General features: G+C 72.9%; 17 protein-coding genes and 2 pseudogenes. 8 read left to right on the top strand and 11 right to left on the bottom strand.

Annotation, left to right across the window (positions count from 1 at the left end; genetic code table 11):
• Positions 1-93 precede the first annotated feature (93 nt).
• A complete protein-coding gene (locus tag ACFYWG_RS08795) occupies positions 94-282 on the top strand; it encodes a hypothetical protein (protein WP_376327285.1) in 189 nt (62 codons plus the stop codon).
• Positions 283-345: 63 nt separating this feature from the next.
• On the opposite strand, the gene ACFYWG_RS08790 is transcribed toward ACFYWG_RS08795, so the two are convergent.
• The 7 genes from ACFYWG_RS08790 to ACFYWG_RS08760 all read right to left on the bottom strand — a co-directional run bounded on the left by ACFYWG_RS08790 (position 346) and on the right by ACFYWG_RS08760 (position 6,999).
• Positions 346-864: a hypothetical protein gene (locus ACFYWG_RS08790; protein ID WP_389200145.1), complete on the bottom strand. Its 519-nt coding sequence runs from the start codon at positions 862-864 to the stop codon at positions 346-348.
• Positions 865-1,143: 279 nt separating this feature from the next.
• Positions 1,144-1,422 (bottom strand): GlsB/YeaQ/YmgE family stress response membrane protein, encoded by a 279-nt coding sequence (locus ACFYWG_RS08785; RefSeq protein WP_376327289.1) that lies wholly within the window; start codon positions 1,420-1,422, stop codon positions 1,144-1,146.
• A 436-nt stretch (positions 1,423-1,858) separates the two neighbouring features.
• The gene (gene rph / locus ACFYWG_RS08780) at positions 1,859-4,477 is read right to left on the bottom strand and encodes a rifamycin-inactivating phosphotransferase (RefSeq protein ID WP_389200143.1); all 2,619 of its coding nucleotides are present in this window, start codon (positions 4,475-4,477) and stop codon (positions 1,859-1,861) included.
• A gap of 300 nt (positions 4,478-4,777) precedes the next feature.
• A complete protein-coding gene (locus tag ACFYWG_RS08775; protein WP_383511687.1) occupies positions 4,778-5,167 on the bottom strand; it encodes an ATP-binding protein in 390 nt (129 codons plus the stop codon).
• A 155-nt stretch (positions 5,168-5,322) separates the two neighbouring features.
• The gene (locus ACFYWG_RS08770; protein ID WP_376327405.1) at positions 5,323-6,168 is read right to left on the bottom strand and encodes an RNA polymerase sigma factor SigF; all 846 of its coding nucleotides are present in this window, start codon (positions 6,166-6,168) and stop codon (positions 5,323-5,325) included.
• A gap of 176 nt (positions 6,169-6,344) precedes the next feature.
• Positions 6,345-6,641 carry a hypothetical protein gene (locus ACFYWG_RS08765; RefSeq protein ID WP_385418569.1) on the bottom strand — a complete coding sequence of 99 codons (297 nt, stop codon included), beginning with the start codon at positions 6,639-6,641 and terminating at the stop codon, positions 6,345-6,347.
• 97 nt (positions 6,642-6,738) lie between these two features.
• Positions 6,739-6,999: a hypothetical protein gene (locus ACFYWG_RS08760; RefSeq protein ID WP_376327297.1), complete on the bottom strand. Its 261-nt coding sequence runs from the start codon at positions 6,997-6,999 to the stop codon at positions 6,739-6,741.
• Positions 7,000-7,421: 422 nt separating this feature from the next.
• Between ACFYWG_RS08760 and ACFYWG_RS08755 the strand changes: the two genes are divergently transcribed.
• From ACFYWG_RS08755 to ACFYWG_RS08735, 5 genes are all read left to right on the top strand, one after another.
• A complete protein-coding gene (locus tag ACFYWG_RS08755; protein ID WP_389200140.1) occupies positions 7,422-9,647 on the top strand; it encodes an RICIN domain-containing protein in 2,226 nt (741 codons plus the stop codon).
• 376 nt (positions 9,648-10,023) lie between these two features.
• Positions 10,024-11,136 (top strand): PP2C family protein-serine/threonine phosphatase, encoded by a 1,113-nt coding sequence (locus ACFYWG_RS08750; RefSeq protein ID WP_383510533.1) that lies wholly within the window; start codon positions 10,024-10,026, stop codon positions 11,134-11,136.
• Between the two features lie 196 nt (positions 11,137-11,332).
• Entirely contained in the window at positions 11,333-12,526 is a 1,194-nt protein-coding gene (locus ACFYWG_RS08745; protein WP_383510529.1) for a glutamate--cysteine ligase, read from the top strand.
• Between the two features lie 211 nt (positions 12,527-12,737).
• Entirely contained in the window at positions 12,738-14,522 is a 1,785-nt protein-coding gene (locus ACFYWG_RS08740) for an N-acetylglutaminylglutamine amidotransferase (protein WP_389200138.1), read from the top strand.
• Positions 14,495-16,870: a S9 family peptidase gene (locus tag ACFYWG_RS08735; RefSeq protein WP_383510525.1), complete on the top strand. Its 2,376-nt coding sequence runs from the start codon at positions 14,495-14,497 to the stop codon at positions 16,868-16,870. The genes ACFYWG_RS08740 and ACFYWG_RS08735 overlap by 28 nt, the downstream gene beginning before the upstream one ends.
• A 30-nt stretch (positions 16,871-16,900) precedes the next feature.
• On the opposite strand, the pseudogene ACFYWG_RS08730 reads toward ACFYWG_RS08735, so the two are convergent.
• From ACFYWG_RS08730 to ACFYWG_RS08720, 3 genes and pseudogenes are all read right to left on the bottom strand, one after another.
• A pseudogene (locus ACFYWG_RS08730) lies at positions 16,901-17,101 on the bottom strand (nuclear transport factor 2 family protein); the annotation flags it as partial.
• Positions 17,102-17,206: 105 nt separating this feature from the next.
• Positions 17,207-18,130: an NADP-dependent oxidoreductase gene (locus tag ACFYWG_RS08725; RefSeq protein WP_383510523.1), complete on the bottom strand. Its 924-nt coding sequence runs from the start codon at positions 18,128-18,130 to the stop codon at positions 17,207-17,209.
• 44 nt (positions 18,131-18,174) lie between these two features.
• Positions 18,175-18,813: an HD domain-containing protein gene (locus ACFYWG_RS08720; protein ID WP_389200135.1), complete on the bottom strand. Its 639-nt coding sequence runs from the start codon at positions 18,811-18,813 to the stop codon at positions 18,175-18,177.
• Positions 18,814-19,052: 239 nt separating this feature from the next.
• On the opposite strand from ACFYWG_RS08720, the gene ACFYWG_RS08715 reads away from it, so the two are divergent.
• Positions 19,053-20,060 (top strand): GlxA family transcriptional regulator, encoded by a 1,008-nt coding sequence (locus ACFYWG_RS08715; protein WP_385418552.1) that lies wholly within the window; start codon positions 19,053-19,055, stop codon positions 20,058-20,060.
• A 50-nt stretch (positions 20,061-20,110) separates the two neighbouring features.
• Positions 20,111-20,254 (top strand): annotated as a pseudogene (locus tag ACFYWG_RS08710) (diguanylate cyclase); the annotation flags it as partial.
• Positions 20,255-20,318: 64 nt separating this feature from the next.
• On the opposite strand, the gene ACFYWG_RS08705 reads toward ACFYWG_RS08710, so the two are convergent.
• Positions 20,319-20,918, bottom strand: coding sequence for a TetR/AcrR family transcriptional regulator (locus tag ACFYWG_RS08705; RefSeq protein ID WP_389200132.1), 600 nt, complete (start codon positions 20,916-20,918; stop codon positions 20,319-20,321).
• Positions 20,919-21,064 lie beyond the last annotated feature (146 nt).

The raw sequence follows: 21,064 nt of genomic DNA, 5'->3' as shown, positions 1-21,064 counted from the left end.
CGACCGCCTCACCCGGACGGCCGCCCTCGCGGGGCGCGGCCCGGGCCGGTGCGGTCTGCTGGACTGAGCAACTGCCTGTCCTATGGGGGAAGTATGTACGAGATGTGCCCCGGCCCCGACGAGCCCGGTACGGCCATGGTGTGGCACGTGAAGGCCAAGCAGGGCACCGTGACCCTGTGCGGACGGCCACTGGAGCCGGCCGAACCCGATGAGGTCGAGGCCGACCGCCACTGCACGCCGTGCATGACCTCCTTCAGCCGGCTGGTCGAGCAGAAGAGCTGACCGAGGGCGTTCCCGGAGAGCCCGGAGACCCCGGAGCCGCGGGGCGGCGCACGGCGCGCGACGTCAGTGCCCGGCCGCCGCCTTCACCAGGGCGACCGCGACACCGATCGCCGCGTCCACGAGGCCGGCCGCGATCGCGGTCAGCGCACCGCCGCCCATGCGCAGCCCGCCCAGGCAGCCCCAGAGGAACAGCGAGACGACGGCCACGCCCGCCGCGACCGACAGTGCGGTGTCCAGGGACAGGACGTCGAGGGCCGCGAGGCCGATCAGTACACCCGGGCCGACGGCGCACGACAGCAGCGGGCTGCTGACGTACAGCATGCGTCGCAGCTCGCGGCCGGTGGCGAAGCGCCGGTGGATCGTACGGTGGGCCTGCTGGTCGGCGACGAACGCCGCGAGCCACAGTCCCAGCGCCGTCGTCAGGACCGTGGCGAGAGCGCCGGTGGTGCCGACTTCGCCGAGGGAGAGGCCGACCACCACGGCGATCATCGTGATCGTCGCGTAGATGCGTTCCTTCAGGCGGTCCGCCCGTACTCCCGCATCCGCCTCGGGACGGTCGTCAGCCTGCCGGTCGTCCGCCACCCGCTACCCCTCGCCTGTCGCCGCACGGAGTCCAGAGGTCGCCGCGGTGTCCGTGCCGAGCGCGACCGGCGGCGGCTACCAGGATGCCCTTGCCGCCCCGGCCGTCCCGGGCAGCCGGGCCCTGGCCTACGCCGTGTCACACGACTGACGGCCGGGCGGGACCCGGGTACGTCGCCCGCCGGCCGGCCCCGGACGCACTGACGGCTCCCGTCCCGCGAGGGGAGGGAGCCGTTCAGATGAGTGCGCAGCGCCCGGCAGGCGTGAGCCGGGAGAAGCGGGTTACGCGTGACGGTGCGAGTGACGGTTGCCGGTGATGACGCGGTAGAGGGCCAGCAGGATGAGCGAGCCCACGATCGCGGCGATCCACGTGGAGAGGTTGAAGAACCCGTCGACGGAGTCGACACCGAAGATGACCTTGCCCAGCCAGCCACCGAGCAGACCACCGGCGATGCCGATGAGCATGGTGATGATGATGCCGCCCGGGTCCTTGCCCGGCATCAGGGCCTTGGCGATGGCGCCGGCGAGGAGCCCGATGACGATCCAAGCAATGATGCCCATGGTGCGTCTCCACTTCGTCGTATAAAGAACTTGTTAGCTCAACGGGTGCGCCGGATTCGGCCGAACAAACGTCCCTGACCTGAATTCCTTGTCAGGTTTTCGCCGGGGAGCGGGCGGGGACCGCGAAGATCGCCGGCGCTCAGGGGCCGTCGGACCATCCCCGACTCCCCTCAAAAGGACGGGAGTTGGCGGCGTCGCGAGCGCCGGCCAACCACCGCGCCGGACAGGTGCAGTTCGCGCATCGGTGACAGCAAGTGGACGGTCATCAGGGCCGCGAAGGAGAGCTGGAAAGCGGCCGAGGCATGGACCCATGGGTCGACGCGTGCTCGTACGACCGACCGTCTCGACTGCTGGTGCAGGGCTCGCTGCGGCCCGACGTAACCGTCGAAGGGCGGCAGCGGACGCGGATGTCGGGCCTCCGGTACGGCTCGGCCGGTCAGGCGAGGACCTCGACGTAGCCGCTGCTCCCGTGGACGCGGACGCGCTGTCCGTCGCGGATCAGCCGGGTGGCCCGGTCGACGCCCACGACGGCCGGCAGTCCGTACTCCCGGGCGATCACCGCGCCGTGGGTCATCAGGCCGCCGACCTCCGTCACCAGACCCGCGATGCCGACGAACAGGGGCGACCAACTGGGGTCCGTGTAGGGCGTGATGAGGATGTCGCCCGCCTCCAGGTCGCCCTGCGCCATGTCGAGGACGACGCGGGCCCTGCCCTCGACGGTCCCGGTGGAGACCGCCAGGCCGATCAGGGCACCGGCCGGAACGTCGTCGCGCCGGTAGGCACCGTTGAGGACCTCACCGTCCGAGGTGAGGACCCGGGGCGGTGTGAGCGCGTGGTACGAGCGGAACTCCCCCTTGCGCTGCCGGACCAGTCCGTGGTCCACCCGGTGCGTGCGGGCGGCCTCGCGGAACTCGTGGAAGGTCAGGTAGAAGACGTCCTCCCGCTCGGGGAGCGCCCCGGCCCGGACGAGGCGGTCGGCCTCCGCGAGCAGGGCCCGCTTGTAGACGAAGTAGCGGCGGACGATTCCGTACTTCGGGTACTCCCGGTAGCCGACGAAGGTGCGGACCCGGTCGATCATCCGCTTGGTCTCGTCGGCCTTCCGGTCCCCGTCGGGCAGTTGCCGCAGCCGGGACAGCACCTCGTGCTCCTTCTGCCGCGCCTCGTGCAGGCCCTGCTCGAACCGCGCCTTGGCGGCGCCCGGCCCGAAGTTGCGGACGTTGTCGAGGAGGGCCGGGACCAGGGTGCCGGGACGCTCGCGCCAGCGTGGCCGCGTGATGTCGATCTCGCCCGCGCAGCGCGCGCCGTACCGGTCGAGGTAGGCCTCGATGGCGTCGCGTGCCTCGGTTCCGCCCGGCAGCCGGGGCAGTTCGTCCAGGAAGCCGTCGCCGTGGCCGTCCTCGACGGTGCGCAGGAATGCCACGACCTCCGGGTGGGGGCGGACGGCGTCCGCCACGTCCAGCAGTTCCAGACCCATCTGGGAGGTGATGTTGCCGGGGGCGGACAGGGTGAGGGAGTCCGCGGCGTTCTTCTCGCCGAGCCACTCCCCCAGGTTGTCGTTGAGCCACCACGTGGACTCCATGCCCGCCATGATCGCCTGCATGCTCAGCGGGTCCCTGAGGATGCGCTTGTGCTCCTCGAACGCCTCCAGCAGGAAGTCGAACAGCGCCGGTCCCGTCCTGTCCCGGATGGTGCGCTCCAGGTCGGCCAGCGACGCCTCGTTGCGGGCGATCAGCTCGGTGACGACGGCCGGGTCGGTCGGGACGGGGGCGGGCGCCGCTCCGGCCGGCCGGCCGGCGGCCCGGCCCGCGGGCGGGGCGTCCGGAAGCGACGGGACGAAGTCGCCGCGGTCCAGGACGGTCTCCAGTGCGTCCCGCACGAGCGGGTCGGAGCGGCCGGCGACGTCGAGGAGCCCCGCGCGGCCGGTGGGCGAGGCCAGGGCCTTGGTGGCGTCGACGAACAGCCGGCCGCCGGCTTCGTGCATGGGTGCCATGGCCGTCAGCTGCCACAGGGAGATGCCGAGCGGCTTCATGGGGTCGGTCATCATCTGCTGGTGACCGACGGAGACGTAGACGTGGTTGTCCTGGTCACCGGCGCGCGGGACGGGGTAGAGGGTGGTGATCGGCCGGCTCTGCACGATGTGGAAGCCGTCGTCGGCGAGGCACCACTCGATGTCCTGGGGGCTGCCGAAGTGCGCCTCGATGCGACGGCCGGTCTCCACGAGTTCCAGGACCTGCGCGTCGGTCAGCGCCGGCTGCCGGTGCCGCCGCGGGTCGACGGCCTCCTGCCGTGTGCCGCCGGACGGCAGTGCCCGTACGGCCCGTTCCTTCACGGCGATCGTCCTGTCGACGATCTCGCCGTCCCGCACCCGGTGGACGTCGGGGTTCAGCAGGCCGGAGACCAGGGCCTCGCCGAGGCCGAAGCCGGCGTCCACGGTGGCGACCTTCCGGTTGCCCGTGACGGGGTCGGCCGTGAAGAGGATCCCGGACGCGTGCGGGACGACCATGCGCTGCACGACGACGGCCATGAGGACCGTCCGGTGGTCGATGCCGTTGCGCTGACGGTAGGTCACGGCCCGCTCGGTGAAGAGCGAGGCCCAGCACCGGCTGATGTGCCGGAGGATCGCCGCCGGTCCCACCACGTTGAGATACGTGTCCTGCTGACCGGCGAAGGAGGCGGTCGGCAGGTCCTCGGCGGTCGCGCTGGAGCGGACGGCGTAGGCGTCCTGCTCCCCGTACCGGACGACGGCGGCGGTGACCGCCGCGGCCAGGTCGTCGGGGACGGTGCTCTCCTCGACGGCCCGGCGGATCTGCGCGCTCAGCGTGCGGACGGCCTCCTGGTCGTCCGGGTGGGTGCGCGACAGCCGTTGAAGGTGCTCCTCGACGGACGGCATGCCCGTCACGACGCGGCGGTAGGCGTCCGTGGTGACGCAGAAGCCGTCCGGGACCCGCAGGTCCTCGATGTGTGTCAGCTCCCCCAGGTGTGCGGCCTTGCCCCCGACGGCCGCGGTCCGCGTCGCGTCGATCCCCCGCAGGTCCAGCAGGTACTGCTCGGTCATCTCCCGTTGCCTTCCGTCAGCGGCACGCGCACCTCTTGCCCCGTTTGTGCAGGTCGCGGCCTCGGTCGACGATTGTGCGGGAGGACGGGGGCCTTGCCGCAAGCCCCCCGGTGCGCTATACGTTGAGAAGGGCAGGGAGAGGTATCCCTGCCCTTCGTCGTGTCCGGCGCGGGTTCCGGGGCGGCGCGAGTGCGGGGGCAGCCGAGGCGGACAGGCCGGCCGGGCGCCCGTGGTCTGCCGGACGCTCGCCCGTGATCTGCCGCGCGGTCGTTCTCGCGCTGCCGCCCGGTCGCTCGGGATCTACCGCCGGTTGTCGGGCCCGTCCATGAGGGCGACGCGTGCGGTGATGCTCTTTCCGACCGGCTCCCGGCGCGCCCGGAAGTCCTGGGCGACGGCCTTCACGATCTCCAGGCCGTGCTGGCCCACCCGTCCGGCGTCGGAGGCTCTGGCCACCGGCAGCGCCGGATCGGAGTCCCACACGGTCACCTCGACCGCGTCGTCCTCGATCCGCAGATCCATGCGGGCCTGGCCCGGCGCGTACTTGCGGGCGTTGGTGACCAGCTCGCTGACCACCAGCTGCGTCAGGTCCACGCTCCGCTGGGAGATGTGCAGTCCCTGCTCCGCCTGGCGCCGGGCCAGGAAATCGGCAGCCAGATGACGGGCCTTGGCTATGTCTCCGTCCAGGGCCACCGTGAGTCCTCGCTCCCCGTTCACACGTCCCGCGTACCCGAGGGAGCACGTTTGACGCCCCTGCCCATGAGGTGCGCGAAAGACCGCCAGGCCGGCCGGAGCGGGTCCGGCCGGCCTGGCGGCGCGACACATCCGAGGGGGGCGGGGAGGGGGTGTCAGCCGGTGGCGAGCATGCCTTCACGCAGCCGGGCCAGGCAGCGGGACAGCAGCCGCGAGACGTGCATCTGCGAAACGCCGAGACGCTCGCCGATCTGCGCCTGGGTGAGCTCGTCCACGAAGCGCATGTGGATGATCTGCCGGTCCCGCTCGTCCAGCGCGGCGACCATCGGAGCCAGTGCGTGGAAGTCCTCCACGAGCTCCAGTGCGCGGTCGTCGGCTCCGATGAAGTCGGCCAGGACCGCTTCACCGTCGTCGCTGGTGCTCAGAGCCGCGTCCAGCGAGGAGGAGTTGTAGCCGTTGGAGGCGATCTGCGCCTCGCGGACGTCCTCCTCGGACAGGCTCATCAGCTCGGCGAGTTCCTTCACCGTGGGGGTGCGGCCGAGCCGGCTGCGCAGTTCCTCGGTGGCGCGTGCGAGCTGCACGCGGGCTTCCTGCAGACGGCGGGGCACGTGCACGGCCCAGGTGGTGTCGCGGAAGAACCGCTTCATCTCACCGACGATGTAGGGGATCGCGAAGGAGGTGAACTCGACCTCGCGGGTCAGCTCGAAACGGTCGATCGCCTTGATCAGGCCGATCATGCCGACCTGGACGATGTCCTCCATCTCCTCCGCGCCGCGGCTGCGGAACCGGCCGGCGGCGAAGCGGACCATGGACATGTTCATCTCGATCAGCGTGTTGCGCGCGTACTGGTACTCGGGCGTGCCCTCTTCCAGCACGGCCAGCTGGTCGAAGAACATCCGCGACAGCTCGCGGGCGTCCTTGGGCGCGACCTTGGACGGATCGGCGACCTCCGGCAGACGCACCTCGTCCGTGTCCGTTTCTGCAGCTATGGCTGTCGCCATCATGCTTCCCTCCCCATCCGTCCAGCTCGGCACCGACAACGTCTCGCGTCGGCGCAAGCCCGTCTACCCCGACTTCACGCATACATGCGCACCCAATTTCCGCAGCGTCCGCGAGTGGACCTCGAGGGGCCCGGCGAGCGGGCGCGGTGACGGCGGTCCGGGTGCGTCGGCGAGGGTCAGGGGATGTCCCCGGTGTGGTGGAAGCGGCAGCTCACTCCGGGGCCGGGTCTGCGGGGCTCGCCGGGCCGCGGGTCGTACAGGGAGCGGCCGCCGGGGAACCGTCCCAGCTCGGTGGGCAGGGCGGCGCCGTCGTCGACCTCCTCCGGGCGCCAGCCGGTGATGTCCAGCAGCAGCCCGTCCAGCGGCCCTCCCGTGAGCGCGGCGTACGTCTGGTGCGGCGAGGGTCCCGGGTCGGGATCGTCGTGGTCGTGGCCGTAGACCCGGCCCCGCAGCAGCTGCTCGTCTCCGTTCATGCCGCTCAGCCTCGCAGCCCCCACTGACAATGCCCCCTGCCCGGGCCGCACGTGCCGAGGAGGCAGGTGCTGATCCGCTCCAGGCGCGGCTCCTCGCTCAGACCCTCGCCCGGCGGCGGACGGTGAGGACCCGCATCGTCAGGGCGACGGCCAGCAGGACCCAGGCGACGGCGCAGTAGCCCCACGCGGTCGTACCGCGTACCGCGCCGACGGAGGCCCAGACGGCCCACAGTGCGACCAGCACGGCCAGCGCGGTCCAGGCGATGTCGGCGATACGGGTGGGCAGTTGGGCGCGCTGCCTGGTGCCGGGTTCGAGGGTGCCGAGTCCATGTTGCTGCGGCGCGTCGTGACGCGACATGACCGGTTCCTCCCATGAGGTGAGGGTGTGTGCTCCCGTGGGGGTTCCGGATACCCGGCGCCGGGGCCGGCACGCCGTCAACTGCTCGTGCCGTTACGGAAGATGGGCCTCCGGAGCGGGGCGGGACCGTGGTGCGGGAACGCAGGCAGCCCCTGGCCGGCTTCTGCCAACAGCGCCCCGCAGGAGCCGAATTGGCCCGTACCAGAACCTTGACACGCGCTTGCATCACTTCTTAAATCATGAACTGAAATAAGACCCCCACGACGCACCGCGGCAGTCCCGACGCAAGCGATCTGTCATGTGCACTGCACTACAGGACAGGTCGTTCGGGCGGCGGGGCCGATACCCGCTCGGGCGTCTCCCAGCGACGGCTGACCTTCCCCCTCCCCCACCCCTGCCGTACCCCCGGCACAGGAGAAGCCATGCTTCCTGCTCCCCGTCCCGCCCGCACCGCTGCGCGCAGACACCTCGTCGCCGCTCTGGCGGCTGCCGCCACCGTCTTCTCGCTGGTCGGCGCCGTTCCCCCGGCGCAGGCCGCCCCGGCCGCCCCCACCGCCGCGGCCGCGCTGCCCGACAGCTGGTCCACGGTGGTCAACAGCGGCAGCGGCAAGTGCCTGGACGCCCGGGCGGCGGCCACCGTCAACGGCACGGCCGTGCAACAGTACACCTGCAACAGCAGCACCGCCCAGCAGTGGAGCTTCACGCCGACCAGCGACGGCTACGTGCGCATCGACAACCGCAACGACGCCCGGCAGGTCGTGGACGTCAGCGACGTCTCCACCGCCGACAACGCGGCCGTCCACCTGTGGACGTACGGCGGGGGCGCCAACCAGCAGTGGCGTGCCGTCGACGAGGGCGGTGGCGCCTACCGCTTCGTCAACCGGCACAGCGGCAAGTGCCTGGACGTCCCCGGCGCGTCGACGGCCGACAGCGTCCAGCTGGTGCAGTACACCTGCAACGGCACGGCGGCGCAGCGCTTCCAGGTGGCCCCGGTGAACACCGCCCCGGGAGACGCCGACCTCGGCCCCAACGTGGCCGTGTTCGACCCGAGCATGCCCTCCTCGACGATCCAGAGCCGGCTGGACTCGATCTTCCGGCAGCAGGAGACCAACCAGTTCGGTTCGCAGCGCTACGCGGTGATGTTCAAGCCGGGCACCTACAGCAACGACGTCAACGTCGGCTTCTACACACAGGTGCTCGGCCTCGGCCAATCGCCCGACTCGGTCACCATCAACGGTGCCGTGCACGTGGAGGCGGACTGGTTCCCGCCGCAGAACGCCACCCAGAACTTCTGGCGCGGCGCGGAGAACCTGTCCGTGAACCCCACCGGCGGCACCGACCGCTGGGCAGTGTCCCAGGCATCGGGCTACCGGCGCATGCACGTGCGCGGCAACCTCGAACTCAGCGACGGCGGCTGGTCCAGCGGCGGCTTCATGGCCGACAGCAAGATCGACGGCCAGGTGCGCTCCGGCAGCCAGCAGCAGTGGCTGACCCGCAACTCGCAGCTCGGCAGCTGGACCGGCTCCAACTGGAACATGGTCTTCGTGGGCAGCCAGGGCGTCCCGGGCAACAGCTTCCCCAACCCGCCCTACACGACGGTCGACCGGACGCCGACCGTCCGGGAGAAGCCCTTCCTGTACGTCGACGGAGCCGGCGCCTACCGGGTGTTCGTCCCGTCGCTGCGGGCCGACTCCTCCGCCACCACGTGGGTCGGCGGGAACGCGGCCGGCACCTCACTCGGCATCGACCAGTTCTTCGTCGTCAAGCCGGGCGCGACCGCGGCGCAGATCAACGCCGCCCTCGCCGAGGGCAAGAACCTGCTGGTCACTCCGGGCGTGTACCACCTGAACCAGACCCTGCGCGTGACCCGGGCGAACACCGTGGTCCTCGGCCTGGGGCTCGCCACCTTCGTCCCGGACAACGGCGTCACGGCCATGACCGTCGCCGACGTCGACGGCGTGAAGATCGCCGGGGTCCTCTTCGACGCGGGCACCACCAACTCCTCTTCCCTGGTGGAGATCGGGCCGTCCGGCGCGTCCGCGGACCACGCGGCGAACCCGACCTCGCTGCACGACGTGTACTTCCGCGTGGGAGGTGCCGCCGTCGGCAAGGCGACCACGAGCCTCGTGGTCAACAGCGACGACGTCATCGGCGACCACATGTGGATCTGGCGCGGCGACCACGGCGCGGGCATCGGCTGGAACACCAACACCGCCGACACCGGACTCGTGGTGAACGGTGACGACGTGACCATGTACGGCCTGTTCGTCGAGCACTACCAGAAGCACCAGACCGTCTGGAACGGCAACGGCGGCCGCACGTACTTCTACCAGAACGAGATGCCCTACGACCCGCCCAGCCAGGCCGCCTGGATGAACGGCTCGACGCAGGGCTACGCCGCCTACAAGGTCGCCGACTCCGTCACCAGCCACCAGGCGTACGGGCTGGGCAGCTACTGCTACTTCAACGTCAACCCGTCCGTCACGGCCGAGCGCGCCTTCGAGGTGCCGAACCGGCCCGAGGTCCGCTTCCGGAACATGGTGACCGTCTCGCTCGGGGGCACCGGCACCATCCGGCACGTCATCAACGACCGGGGCGGGCCGTCGAACTCCTCGACCAACGTGGCGAATCTGGTCAGCTACCCGTGAGGCGGCTCGCGGCACGGCTGCTGCTCCTGACGGCGCCTGCCGGGGCTGATCGCCCCGGCCCACGCCGGACAGGCCGCCCCCGCCGCCGTCCGGGCCCCGCGTCCGACGCCATCGCCCTCTCCACGGCCGGGCGGAGGTTCCGGCTGACCGCCCACTCCTGACCCGCTCCCGGGGTCCGACGGCGCACCGCCGTCGGACCCCGGTCCTTTCGGCTGCCGCTCGGCGCCGCCCGAGGTCCTGGCACGGCCGGGGGGGCGGCGCGCCAGGTGTGCACACCTCGAAGCGGGATAAAAGAGGTGGCGACCGGAAGGGGGTTGCCGTGGCCGTCGAATTCGATCTGGGTGAGGTGCTGGCGGCTGCCGAGGACGCCGCTCCCATGGAGTCGGTCGACGTGGTGGCCGGCTATCTGCAGAAGCGCTTCGGTGCGGTGTCCACCTCTTTCCTGTTCCTCGACTTCGTCGGCCAGGAACTGGTGCGGCTCAAGGCGGCGGGCACCGGCTCCGACGACACGGGCGCCGAGCGCACCCCGCTGCGCGACAGCCCCTACGACCGGGTGCTGCGCACGCAGCGGCTGCACGAGGAGACGGACGCGGAGGGAAGACAGCGGGTCATCGCCCCCGTCACCAACCGCGGCGACTGCGTCGGCGTACTGGAGATGACGCTCCCCCACACCGACGAGACGGTGCTGCGGCACGTCACCGAGGCGGCGCACGCGCTGGCGTACATCATCGTGACCGACCGGCGCTTCACCGACCTCTACCAGTGGGGGCAGCGCACCACCCCCCTGACCCTGGCCGCGGAGATCCAGCACCAGCTGCTGCCCTCGGCGTCCTCCTGCGAGGCGCCGCAGTTCACCGTCGCCTGCGCCCTGGTCCCCGCGGACGACATCGGCGGCGACACCTACGACTACTGCCTCGACCGGGACACCCTGCACCTGTCGCTGACCGACGCCATGGGGCACGACGTCGACTCCGCCCTCCTGGCCACGCTGCTGCTCGGCGCCCTGCGGGGTGCCCGCCGGGCCGGGTGCAACGTGCTGGAGCAGGCCCGTCAGGCGCACCGGGCGATGCTGGCGCACGGCCGCGGTGCGCTCGCCACCGGGCAGCTGCTGTGCATCGAGTTCCAGGAGGAGCGCGTCGAGCTGATCAACGCGGGCCACCCCTGGCCGCTGCGGCTGCGCGACGGCACCGTGGAGGAGATCCGCCTCTCGGTGAACCTGCCGTTCGGCGTCCCCTCGCCGGTGCCCTACCGGATCCAGGAGATCGACCTGCGCCCGGGGGACAGGCTGCTGCTGGTCACCGACGGCATGCAGGACCGCCGGGCCGCCGCCGTCGACCTGCGCGCCCTGCTGCGCGACACCCGCGACCTGCACCCCCGGCAGGCGGTGCAGGTCCTCACCAACGCCGTCAAGGACGCGTGCGACGGGCATCCCGAGGACGACGCCACGGTGATGTGCCTCGACTGGCACGGCCGCAACGGCACCGTCTGACCGGTACGCCCCCCTCACCTGCCGTGGGACCCGTGGGTTCGCCGTGCTCATCTGAGGCTGCTGAGCCCCATGCGGCGAATCGCATGCGTGTACGGCCCAGGTCAGGGCACTCGGTAGGCGCGGATCGGCCACCGCCGCGGCCACAGGGGCCGCGGCCCTCCGGCGGCCGACGTAAGACCCGCCAAGGGGAGAGACCGTGACGTTGCGTATCGGGGCAGAAGAAGAGTTCCACGTGGTGGACGTGGAGAGCGGGCGCCTGGTGCCACGGGGACGAGCCGTGCTCGAGCGGCTCGACAGACCCGGGTTCACCACCGAGCTCCAGCGGTCGTCGGTGGAGCGCAACAGCGAGGTGCACGACACCCTCGACGCCCTCCACGCCGACCTCGTCGGGGCCAGGCGCCGGCTGGACGCGGCCGCGTCCTCCCTCGGGCTCGCGGTGGTGGCGGCCGGCACGGTCCCCCTCGCCCGGCTCGGCTCCGAGGACGTCACCGACGACCCCCGCTACCGGAACATGGCCGACGAGTACCGCAAGCTCGTGCACGAGCAGCTCGTCTGCAGCGCCCAGATCCATGTCGACGTGCCCGACCGGGACACCGCCGTGCGCGCCATGTGCCTGGTGTCGCCCTGGCTGCCGCCGCTGCTCGCACTGTCGGCGAGCTCGCCGTTCTGGCTGGGCTCGGACACCGGCTACGCCAGCTGGCGCACGATGGTGTGGCAGCGCTGGCCCACCACCGGCCCCGCCGGCTGCCACGGCAGCGCCCAGGAGTACGACGCCGCCGTCGCCGAGCTGATCGGTTCGGGCGTCATCAGCGACCCCGGGATGCTCTACCACGACGTACGGCCGTCGGCGCACCAGAAGACCCTGGAGCTGCGCATCTGCGACGCCTGCCCGCGGGCCGAGACGGTCGTGCTCATCGCCGGGCTGTTCCGCGCGCTGGTGCGCGACGCCTGCGAACGGCTGGAGAAGGACAGCGGCCCGGTCTGCGACGGCCACCACGAGTGGCTGCGCGCCGCCACCTGGCGCGCCGCCCGCTCCGGCCTCGAAGGACCCCTGGTCGACCCGCGGACGCGGCGGGCGGCCCCGGCCCCCGCGGTGCTGCGCCGGATGCGCGACCGACTGCGCCCGGCCCTGCAGGCCGCCGGCGACTGGGAGACCGTGAGCACCCTGCTGGACGAGGCCCTCGCCGCCGGAAGCGCCGCACAGCGGCTGCGCCGCGTGGCGGCCTCCGAGGACCTGCTCGCCAGCGTCGACCTGCTGGTCGACGAGACGCGCGGCGGGCGCACCCTGCGGCGCACCGCCCCCGCCGCCCTGCGGCCGGTCGCCGGCGGCGGTACGGCCCTGGCCCGCCCGGCGCTCCGCCGGAGCGCTGCCGGAGGAGTCGCAGGCTGAGTCCCGTGCCGCACCACCTTCTTCTTCCGCTCTCCCCGGCTTCCCGCCGAACCGGCAGACCGGGCTGCGCCGGTCCGCCGGCATCACCGTCGCGATCAAGGAGTTGTTCCCCCATGCCCAGCTCGTGGCCCCTTTCCCCGGCGCCGCACGCCGCCCGTCCCGTGCCCCGGCCCGCTTCGGTCGTGGACGGAGAAGAAGGGGGGCGTGCCTGATGTGCGGTCTCAGCGGTGAGATCCGCTTCGACGGGCGGAAGCCGGACATCGCGGCGGTCGAGCGCATGACCGACCGGCTCGCGCCGCGGGGTCCCGACGGGCGGGGACTGTGGTCCCAGGGGCCGGTGGCCCTCGGCCATCGCCGGCTCAAGATCATCGGCCTGTCGGAGACCGGCGCCCAGCCCATGACCGACCCGGGCGGCCGGGTGGCCGGCGTCTTCAACGGCTGCGTCTACAACTACCGCGAGCTGCGCGAGGAACTGCGCCGCCTCGGCCACATGTTCTTCTCCGACTCCGACACCGAGGTGGTGCTGAAGGCGTACGAGGAGTGGGGCACCGCCTGCGTCGAGCGCTTCTACGGCATGTTCGCGTTCGTCCTGGTGGAGCAGGACACCGGCCGGGTCGTGCTGGGCCGGGACCGGCTGGGCATCAAGCCGCTGTACCTCGCTCAGACCGCCGACCGGCTCCGCTTCGCCTCGTCGCTGCCCGCGCTGCTGGCCGGGGACGGCGTCGACACCTCCCTCGACCCGGTCGCGCTGCACCACTACTTCAGCTGGCACGCCACGGTGCCGGGCGAGCGCACCGTCCTGAACGGCGTGCGCAAGCTGCCGCCCGCCACCGTCCGGGTCCTCGAGCCGGACGGCACGCAGCGCGACCACTGCTACTGGCAGCCTGAGTACGTCCGCCGCCCCGAGCACGCCGGGATGAGCGCCGACGACTGGACGAACGCCGTACTGGAGTCGCTGCGCACGGCCGTACGCCGCCGGATGGTCGCCGACGTGCCGGTCGGCGTGCTGCTGTCGGGCGGCCTCGACTCCAGCCTCATCGTCGCCCTGCTGGCCGAGGAGGGGCAGCGGGACCTGGCGACCTTCAGCGTCGGCTTCGAGTCCGAAGGGGGCGAGGAGGGCGACGAGTTCCACTACTCCGACCTCGTGGCGCGCCACTTCGGCACCGACCACCACCAGCTGATGGTGCCCTCCGACCGGGTGTCCCAGGCGCTCGACGGGGCGATCGCCGCCATGAGCGAGCCGATGATGAGCCACGACGTGGTCGCCTTCCACCTGCTGTCCGAGCAGGTCGCCAAGGAGGTCAAGGTCGTGCAGAGCGGCCAGGGCGCCGACGAGGTGTTCGCGGGCTACGGCTGGTACCCCGCCATGGCGGACGTCCCGCGCGCGCGGGCCGCGGAGGCGTACATCGACACCTACTCCGACCGCTCGCACGCCGACCTCGCCCGCATCCTGGAGCCGGCCCTGCTCCCCGCGCGGGACGTGTCCGCCGAATTCGTACGGCGGCACATGGCGGGCCCGGGCGCCGAGACCGCGCTGGACGCGGACCTGCGACTGGACACACACGTGCTGATGGTCGACGACCCGGTCAAGCGCGTCGACAACATGACGATGGACTGGGGTCTGGAGGCGCGCGTGCCGTTCCTCGACCACGACCTGGTCGAGCTGGCCGCCGCCTGCCCGCCGGAACTGAAGCTCGCCGACGGCGGCAAGGGCATCCTGAAGGCCGCGGGGCGCAAGGTGCTGCCCCGGGAGGTCGTGGACCGGCCCAAGGGCTACTTCCCGGTGCCGGCCATCAAGCACATGGCCGGTCCGGTGCTGGACCGCGTCCGCGAGGCCCTGACCGCACCCGAGGCCAAGGGCCGCGGGGTGTTCCGTCAGGAGTACGTGACCGAACTGCTCGCCGCGCCCGACGCGCACCGCACCCGTCGTGGGGCGAACACGTTGTGGCAGGTAGCTTTGCTGGAGATATGGCTGCAGACGCACGGGATCAACTGACCGGCAGGCGCGCGGAGCGGGCCGCCTCACCCCCCCGGGCCGGGGCGCCGGGGACGACCGCTCCCCCGGCTCCGGGCTCACCCTGGCCGGCGGCGGACGGACGGGACACCGCCGCCCGGTTGTGGGACCTGCTGGACGCCGGTCCGGCGGCGGACCCGGCGTCCGGCGGCACGCCGGCCGCGCCCGCGCCGGCGCCCCTGCACCTGCCCGACGCCACGGCGCCCGACGACGGTCCCACGGTGCTCGCGGGGCACGGCTGCTGGTATCCGTCGACGGACCCGAGCGGCCGGCAGGTGGCGTTCATCTGCGACCGGCGCGGAGTACCGCAGTTGTGGGCCGGGCCCGTCGACGGGGACGTGCACCTGCTGGATGCCGACCCGGACCCGGTCATCGAGGTGTCCTGGTCCCCCGACGGCAGGTGGATCGCCTACACGACCGCTCCCGAGGGCGGCGAGCTGACCCGCGTGCTGTGCGTGCGCCCCGACGGCACCGGGCGGCGCGTCCTGGCCGGGGCCGAGCCGGGCAGCTCCGCCCATCTGGGGTGCTGGCGGCGCGACGGTTCGGCCGTCGCGGTGACCGTGGCGGAACCTCCGGCGAGCACCGGTACGGGCGGACCGGAGGCGGCACCGGTACGGGCCGAGAGCGGGGCGCCCGGCCCGTCGCTGCCCCCCGGCTGGGACACGCGGGACGGCCCCGCCGTCCTGCTGGGCGGGCAGCCGTCCGCCCCCACCCCCTCGTTCGCCCTCACCGGCGACGACCGCGCCCCCGACGCCCAGCGGCCGGGCGGTGAGGAACCGGTGCCGCTGACGCTGTCCACGTACCTCGTCGACCCCGAGGGCGCCTCGGCGCCGGTGTTCCTCGCGAGCGAGCTCGGCGCGGCCACCCTGCGGGTGTGCGACCTGAGCCGTGACGGACGGCTGGCCCTGCTGCGGCGCGGGCCCCGGGGCCGCCGCGAGGCGCTGGTCGTCGACACCCGCGACATGCGGATCACCTGCGCCCTGCACGTCGCCGACGGCGATCCCTGGATCGGCGGCTTCTCGCCCGACGGCCGGACGGTGTGGCTGCGCAGCGACCACGACCGGGAGTTCGCCGCCCTGTACGCGCTGCGTCTCGACGGGCGGGGACGGCGCACGGGTCTCTCCGTGGCGGCGGAACGCCCGGACTGCGGCCTCGACGTGCTCGCCGTGGACCGCGACGGCCGGGGCGCCGCACTCGTCTGGAACGTGCGCGGCGTGAGCGAACTGGAGATCGTCGCGCTGCACACGGCGGCGGCAGCGGAGCGCGTGGACGGGGCCGCGGGCAGGACGGGTCCCGGCGGCGGGGCCACGGCCCCGGCGGCCGGCTCCCCCGTCGCGGCCGGGCCCGCCGCGTCGGTCGGACCCGCGCGCAGCGTGCCGCTCCCCCACGAGGTCGTCACCCGCGTCGCCCCCACCGGCGACCCCGACGGCCCGGTGGTGGCGCTGTCCGGTTCGCAGCGCCGCCCGGGTCTGTGGTGGCTGCACCAGGGAACGGCCCTGCGCACCCCCTGGTCCTCCCGGGACGAGGACACGGTCCCCGGTGACCGTCCGCCCGTGCGGCCCCTGCCGATGCGGCCCACCGCCCGGGACGGGCTCACCCTCGGCGGCTGGTACTACCGCGCACCGGGCCGGGCGCCCGGCGAGCCCGCGCCCTGCGTCATCCACCTGCACGGCGGCCCCGAGGACCAGGAACGCCCCGTCTTCGATCCGCTGTACCACGAGCTCGTCGGCCGGGGCCTGGACGTCTTCGCACCCGACGTGCGCGGCTCCTCCGGCTACGGGCGCTCCTTCGTCGACGCCGACCTGGGCACGGGGCGGTTCGCCGCGATCGACGACGTCGCGGACTGCGCGGCCCACGCGATCCTGGCCGGCCTGGCCGATCCGAGGCGGCTCGCCGTCATGGGCCACTCGTACGGCGGCTACCTGACGCTGGCCTCGCTGGTGTGGCATCCGGACCTGTTCCGCACGGGCGTCGCCGTCTGCGGCATGTCGGACTTCGCCACGTTCTTCGCCGGCACGGAGCCGTGGATCGCCCGGTCGGCGGCGCACAAGTACGGGCATCCGGACCGCGACCGGGACCTGCTGCGCTCCCTGTCGCCGATGAGCCGCATCGACGCCCTGCGGGCGCCGGTGATGGCGGTGCACGGTCAGCACGACACCAACGTGCCGCCGGGCGAGTCCGAGCAGTTCGTGCGGGCGGCCAGGGAGCGCGGTGTGGAGGCGGAACTGGTCGTCCTGCAGCACGAGGGCCACGACTTCCGCCGTGCCGACAACCGCCGCTTCTTCCGCCGCACGGCGGCGGACTGGATCCAGCGCCATCTGACGGGCTGACCGCCGCCCCCGGCCGCCCGGTGCCGCAGCTCAAGGGGCGGGCGGCTTGATCTCCCCCGCGAAGCCGATGATCTGGTCGATGAGGCTCCGGCGCAGATGGACGACATCGGTGCCCACGAGACGGGGACCTCCGTCCGGTGTGGTGAACACCCACTGGTAGCGGGCCCATTCGTCGGGCATGTCGACCGCCGAGCAGCGCACCATCGTGCCGGCGCCCGCCGGGTGGCGCCGGGCCCGGCCCCCGAGCCGCCCGTCCGGGCGGCTGCGGGTGGCCCGGCTCACCGGCACCGGCGAGGTCTTCCCTGTCGTCGGCGGCGTCGGCGGCGACTTCGTGACTCAGTCCTCCGAGACCCGGATGATCGTCTTGCCGGGAGCGCGCTTGCCGCCGGGGGCGAAGGCCGCGGGCGCCTCGGACAGGGGCCGTACGTCCCCGACGAGGGGCCGGAGCCGTCCGTCCCGTACGCGGCGGACCAGGTCGGCGAGCCGGACGCGATCGGGTTCCACGACGAAGAACACGGCCCGGCCGTTCTCCGGCCGGATCCGGGGCGGTTCGGCGACGGTGACCAGGGTGCCGCCGTCGCGTACCAGCGCGGTCGAGCGGTCCAGGATCTCACCGCCGAGCACGTCGAGGACGAGGTCGACCTCGCCGACGTCCTCCAGCCGGTCGCTCCGGAGGTCCACGAACGCGTCCGCGCCCAGCCCGAGCACCGTCTCGCGGGAGCCGGCCCTGCCGGTGCCGACGACCCGTGCCCCGGCTTCGCGGGCGAGCTGCACGGCGAGCGATCCGACCCCGCCCGCGGCGCCGTGGACGAGTACGGTCTGGCCGGTGGTGAGGCGGCCGTGGTCGAACAGGCCCTGCCAGGCGGTCAGTCCGGAGATCGGCAGGGCCGCTGCGACGGTGTGGTCCACGTCCGCCGGGAGGGGGGCGAGGTTGCGGGCCTCGACCGCGACGTACTCGGCGAGCGACCCGTCGCGGGCCCAGTCGCCGAGGCCGAACACCCGCTGGCCCACGCCGAGTCCGGTGGTGCCGTAGCCGAGTCCGACGACGACGCCGGACAGTTCGTGCCCGGGGACGCTCGGGGTGCGGTCCCGGCCGGCGCGGTCCGTCCAGGTCGCCGGCCAGTCGAGCTCCCCGGGGGTGAAGCCGGCGGCGTGCACGCGCACGACGACGTCGTTCTCGGCGGCGTGCGGGTGGTCGATCTCGGTCAGGGAGAGCCCGGCGATCCCGGCGGAGCGGTCTCGGACGGTGACGGCGTGCATGGCGGTTCCTTTCGCCGATCGTGCAGGGGACGTGGGTGGGGTGATCACTGCGGCCAGGCCGACCCGGTGACACGCTCGACCATGCCGGTGCGCCGGAAATCGGGGACGAGATGCTCGAGGACATCGGAATTCACGGTGCCGTACGTCGTTTCCGGTCGGTTCTTCAGGCCGGCCACGAATTCCTGCAGGAACTCCCGCTTGAAGTCGCCGCGCGGGTGGACGTCGGTGATTTCCCGCACCTGATCCGCGTCCAGCTCGTCCAGTCCCCAGCCGATGGCGTCGGTCAGTACGCCGAAAGCGGTGGCAGCGATCTCCGGCCCCATCCGGGCGGGGATGCCCGGCGTCGTGTGCAGGGCCACCGCCTGCCACACGACGTCCGCCGCAGCGGCGGAGAAGCCCTGGTCGAGGAGGAACTTACGGGCGTGGTCCGCCCCGTCGAGCTCGAACCGCTGCACGGCGCCGGAGAACGGCGTCAGCAGGCCCGTGTCGTGGAACAGGGCGGCGAGGCAGAGCAGCTCGGGGTCCGGCCGGAGGCCGAGCGCCCGGGAATGGAGGGAGCCGAAGAGGAAAACCCGCCGGGAATGATGGAAGACCAGAGGGCTTACCATTTCCCGGACGCGGCGGGTGGCTTCGTCGGTCGCCGCGGTCACGGGGAACGCGATTCCAGCGACTGTGTCGGTCATGACGTTCGTTCTTTCGTCGGTCCGGGCGGCACCGGCATGTTCCGGATGTCACCCGCGTCGGTTCCGGTGTCACCAGCGCGTCCGGGACGTCACCGGCGGAGTGCTGTTCCGCCGGTGCGAGGGAGGTGGTGCGCCGGTGCGGATGTGTTCCTTGCCTCCACCGTGCCGTGCGGCCGCCCGGGGCGCCGCCCCGGTCCGGCCATGAACCACCCGAATCAGGACAGGCAGGAAGGGCCATCGTGAGATCCACCGCGCACCACGTCGCGATCCTCGTCTACGACGGGGTCAAGCTGCTGGACGTCGCCGGTCCCGCCGAGGTGTTCGAGGAGGCCAACCGGCTCGGCGCCGGCTACCGGGTCCGGCTGCTGTCGCCCGCGGGCGCTCCCGTCACCTCGTCGATCGGCATCAGGGTCGCGGTCGACGGAGCGGCGGCGGCGGAGCAGCCCCCGGGCACGCTCGTGCTGCCGGGCGGTGACGTGTACCCGCGCACCCCGATCGGCCGCGATTTGGTGGAGGCGACGCGGGCGCTGGCCCTCGGCGCGGGACGGGTGGCGTCCGTCTGCACCGGGGCGTTCGTCCTCGGCGCCACCGGCCTGCTCGACGGCAGGCGCGCCACGACCCACTGGAAGGTCACGCACAAGCTCGCCGAACGCCACCCGAGGACGCGGGTCGAACCGGACGCCCTCTTCGTCCGCGACGGCACGGTCTACACGTCGGCGGGTGTGAGCGCGGGCATCGATCTCGCGCTGGCCCTGGTCGAGGAGGACCACGGCCCCGACCTCACCCGCGAGGTCGCCCGCGCGCTCGTGGTCTACGTGCAGCGCTCGGGGGGCCAGTCGCAGTTCTCCGCCCCGCTGCGGGGGCCGGCGCCCAAGGCTCCCGCGCTGCGCACCGTGACGGACCTGGTGCTGGCCGACCCCGCGGGCCGGCACTCGCTCACCGATCTCGCCGGGCACCTGAACATGAGCCCTCGCCACCTCACACGGCTCTTCCGCGACGAGCTGTCCACCACGCCCGCCCGGTACGTCGAGTCCATCCGGTTCGATCTGGCGAAGTCGCTGCTCGACCAGGGGCACACGGCGACGCAGGCGGCGCTCCTCGCGGGCTTCCCGAGCTACGAGAGCCTGCGCCGGGTCTTCGCCCGCGAGGTGTCCCTGAGCCCTGCCGCCTACCAGAGGCGCTTCCGGACGACCCGGCGGGACGACACGAAGGGTGCTTCCGCCGGGGAGCCGGGAGTCCGGGGGTGAGGACGACGAGGCCGAGCGAGCACCGTGTCGGTGTCCTCCTGTTCGACGGTATGAAGACGTTCACGGACGGGTTCCGGCACCGCCCGGCGACCACCTTCGGCACGGTCGACGCGGACGTGCTCGCACACTTCGTGCCCGGTTTCCGCCGCGTCGACTTCGTGGACGTCGTCAGCCGCTCCGACTGGCCGGAGTGAGCGCTGCCCGGTCCGGGCGAGCGGTGCCCCCGGCGGGGTCAGCGGCGGAGCGTGCCCGGGAACCTCAGCCGTCGTTCCTCGCGACCGCCGCGTCGAGGACGGGGCCCAGTTCGCGGGCCACGGTCTTCAGAGGGCGCACGTCCTGCTCGGCGCGGGCGAGGAGGACGGCCCCCTCCAGGCTGCTGATCATGAGCGTGGCGAGGGCGCCCGCCCGCTCCCCCGGCACGCCCATGCCGGTCAGGGCGTCGGCCACCGCCGCGGTCCACCGGCCGAAGGCGGCGGAGGCGGCTCGGCGGGTGGAGGGGGCGGTGTGCGCGCAGTCGACCGTGGCGGCCGCGACCGGGCAGCCGCCGGCGAACCCGGCCGTCTCGTACTCGTCGGTCCACTGCCGCACCATCGCGGCGAACAGTCCGCTCGGTGTCGGCTCGGGCAGGGCGGCGAGGAACCGGGCGACCCGCTTGGCGGCGTAGCCGCCCGCCCAGCCCACGGCCTCGTCGACCAGTTGCGTCTTGCCGCCGGGGAAGTAGTGCTGGAGGGAACCGCGCGGGGCGCCCGCGTCGACGGCGACCTCGCGCATGCCGGTGGAGACGACCCCGTCACGCCGGATGAGCTGGGCCGCGCTGAAGACCATCCGCTCCCGCGGTCCCCGTGCGCCCTCCGCCATCGCCGTCTCCGTTCGCCGCCCGCACTCGCCGTCCCGTCCCCGTTGCACCCTATGACGGTCGTCATGACGACGGCTACTATGACGACGGTCATAGCCGGGGGTCCCGGCGGCGGCCTGCCCTGCGGGCGGGCGGAAAGGGCGGTGCG

It is taken from the genome of Streptomyces sp. NPDC003456 (genome assembly GCF_042878735.1).
In the GTDB taxonomy this organism is placed as follows: Bacteria; Actinomycetota; Actinomycetes; order Streptomycetales; family Streptomycetaceae; genus Streptomyces.
The sequence above is the reverse complement of the archived record's forward strand: the minus strand, read 5'-3'. Positions and strand labels throughout refer to the sequence as shown.

Excerpts from the sequence above, each read along its gene's own strand:
- ACFYWG_RS08795 (WP_376327285.1), top strand. The coding sequence starts at position 94 with ATGTACGAGATGTGCCCCGGCCCCGACGAGCCCGGTACGGCCATGGTG.
- ACFYWG_RS08785 (WP_376327289.1), bottom strand. The coding sequence starts at position 1,422 with ATGGGCATCATTGCTTGGATCGTCATCGGGCTCCTCGCCGGCGCCATC.
- rph (WP_389200143.1), bottom strand. The coding sequence starts at position 4,477 with ATGACCGAGCAGTACCTGCTGGACCTGCGGGGGATCGACGCGACGCGG.
- ACFYWG_RS08770 (WP_376327405.1), bottom strand. The coding sequence starts at position 6,168 with ATGGCGACAGCCATAGCTGCAGAAACGGACACGGACGAGGTGCGTCTG.
- ACFYWG_RS08765 (WP_385418569.1), bottom strand. The coding sequence starts at position 6,641 with ATGAACGGAGACGAGCAGCTGCTGCGGGGCCGGGTCTACGGCCACGAC.
- ACFYWG_RS08760 (WP_376327297.1), bottom strand. The coding sequence starts at position 6,999 with ATGTCGCGTCACGACGCGCCGCAGCAACATGGACTCGGCACCCTCGAA.
- ACFYWG_RS08755 (WP_389200140.1), top strand. The coding sequence starts at position 7,422 with ATGCTTCCTGCTCCCCGTCCCGCCCGCACCGCTGCGCGCAGACACCTC.
- ACFYWG_RS08750 (WP_383510533.1), top strand. The coding sequence starts at position 10,024 with ATGGAGTCGGTCGACGTGGTGGCCGGCTATCTGCAGAAGCGCTTCGGT.
- ACFYWG_RS08740 (WP_389200138.1), top strand. The coding sequence starts at position 12,738 with ATGTGCGGTCTCAGCGGTGAGATCCGCTTCGACGGGCGGAAGCCGGAC.
- ACFYWG_RS08735 (WP_383510525.1), top strand. The coding sequence starts at position 14,495 with ATGGCTGCAGACGCACGGGATCAACTGACCGGCAGGCGCGCGGAGCGG.
- ACFYWG_RS08725 (WP_383510523.1), bottom strand. The coding sequence starts at position 18,130 with ATGCACGCCGTCACCGTCCGAGACCGCTCCGCCGGGATCGCCGGGCTC.
- ACFYWG_RS08720 (WP_389200135.1), bottom strand. The coding sequence starts at position 18,813 with ATGACCGACACAGTCGCTGGAATCGCGTTCCCCGTGACCGCGGCGACC.
- ACFYWG_RS08705 (WP_389200132.1), bottom strand. The coding sequence starts at position 20,918 with ATGGCGGAGGGCGCACGGGGACCGCGGGAGCGGATGGTCTTCAGCGCG.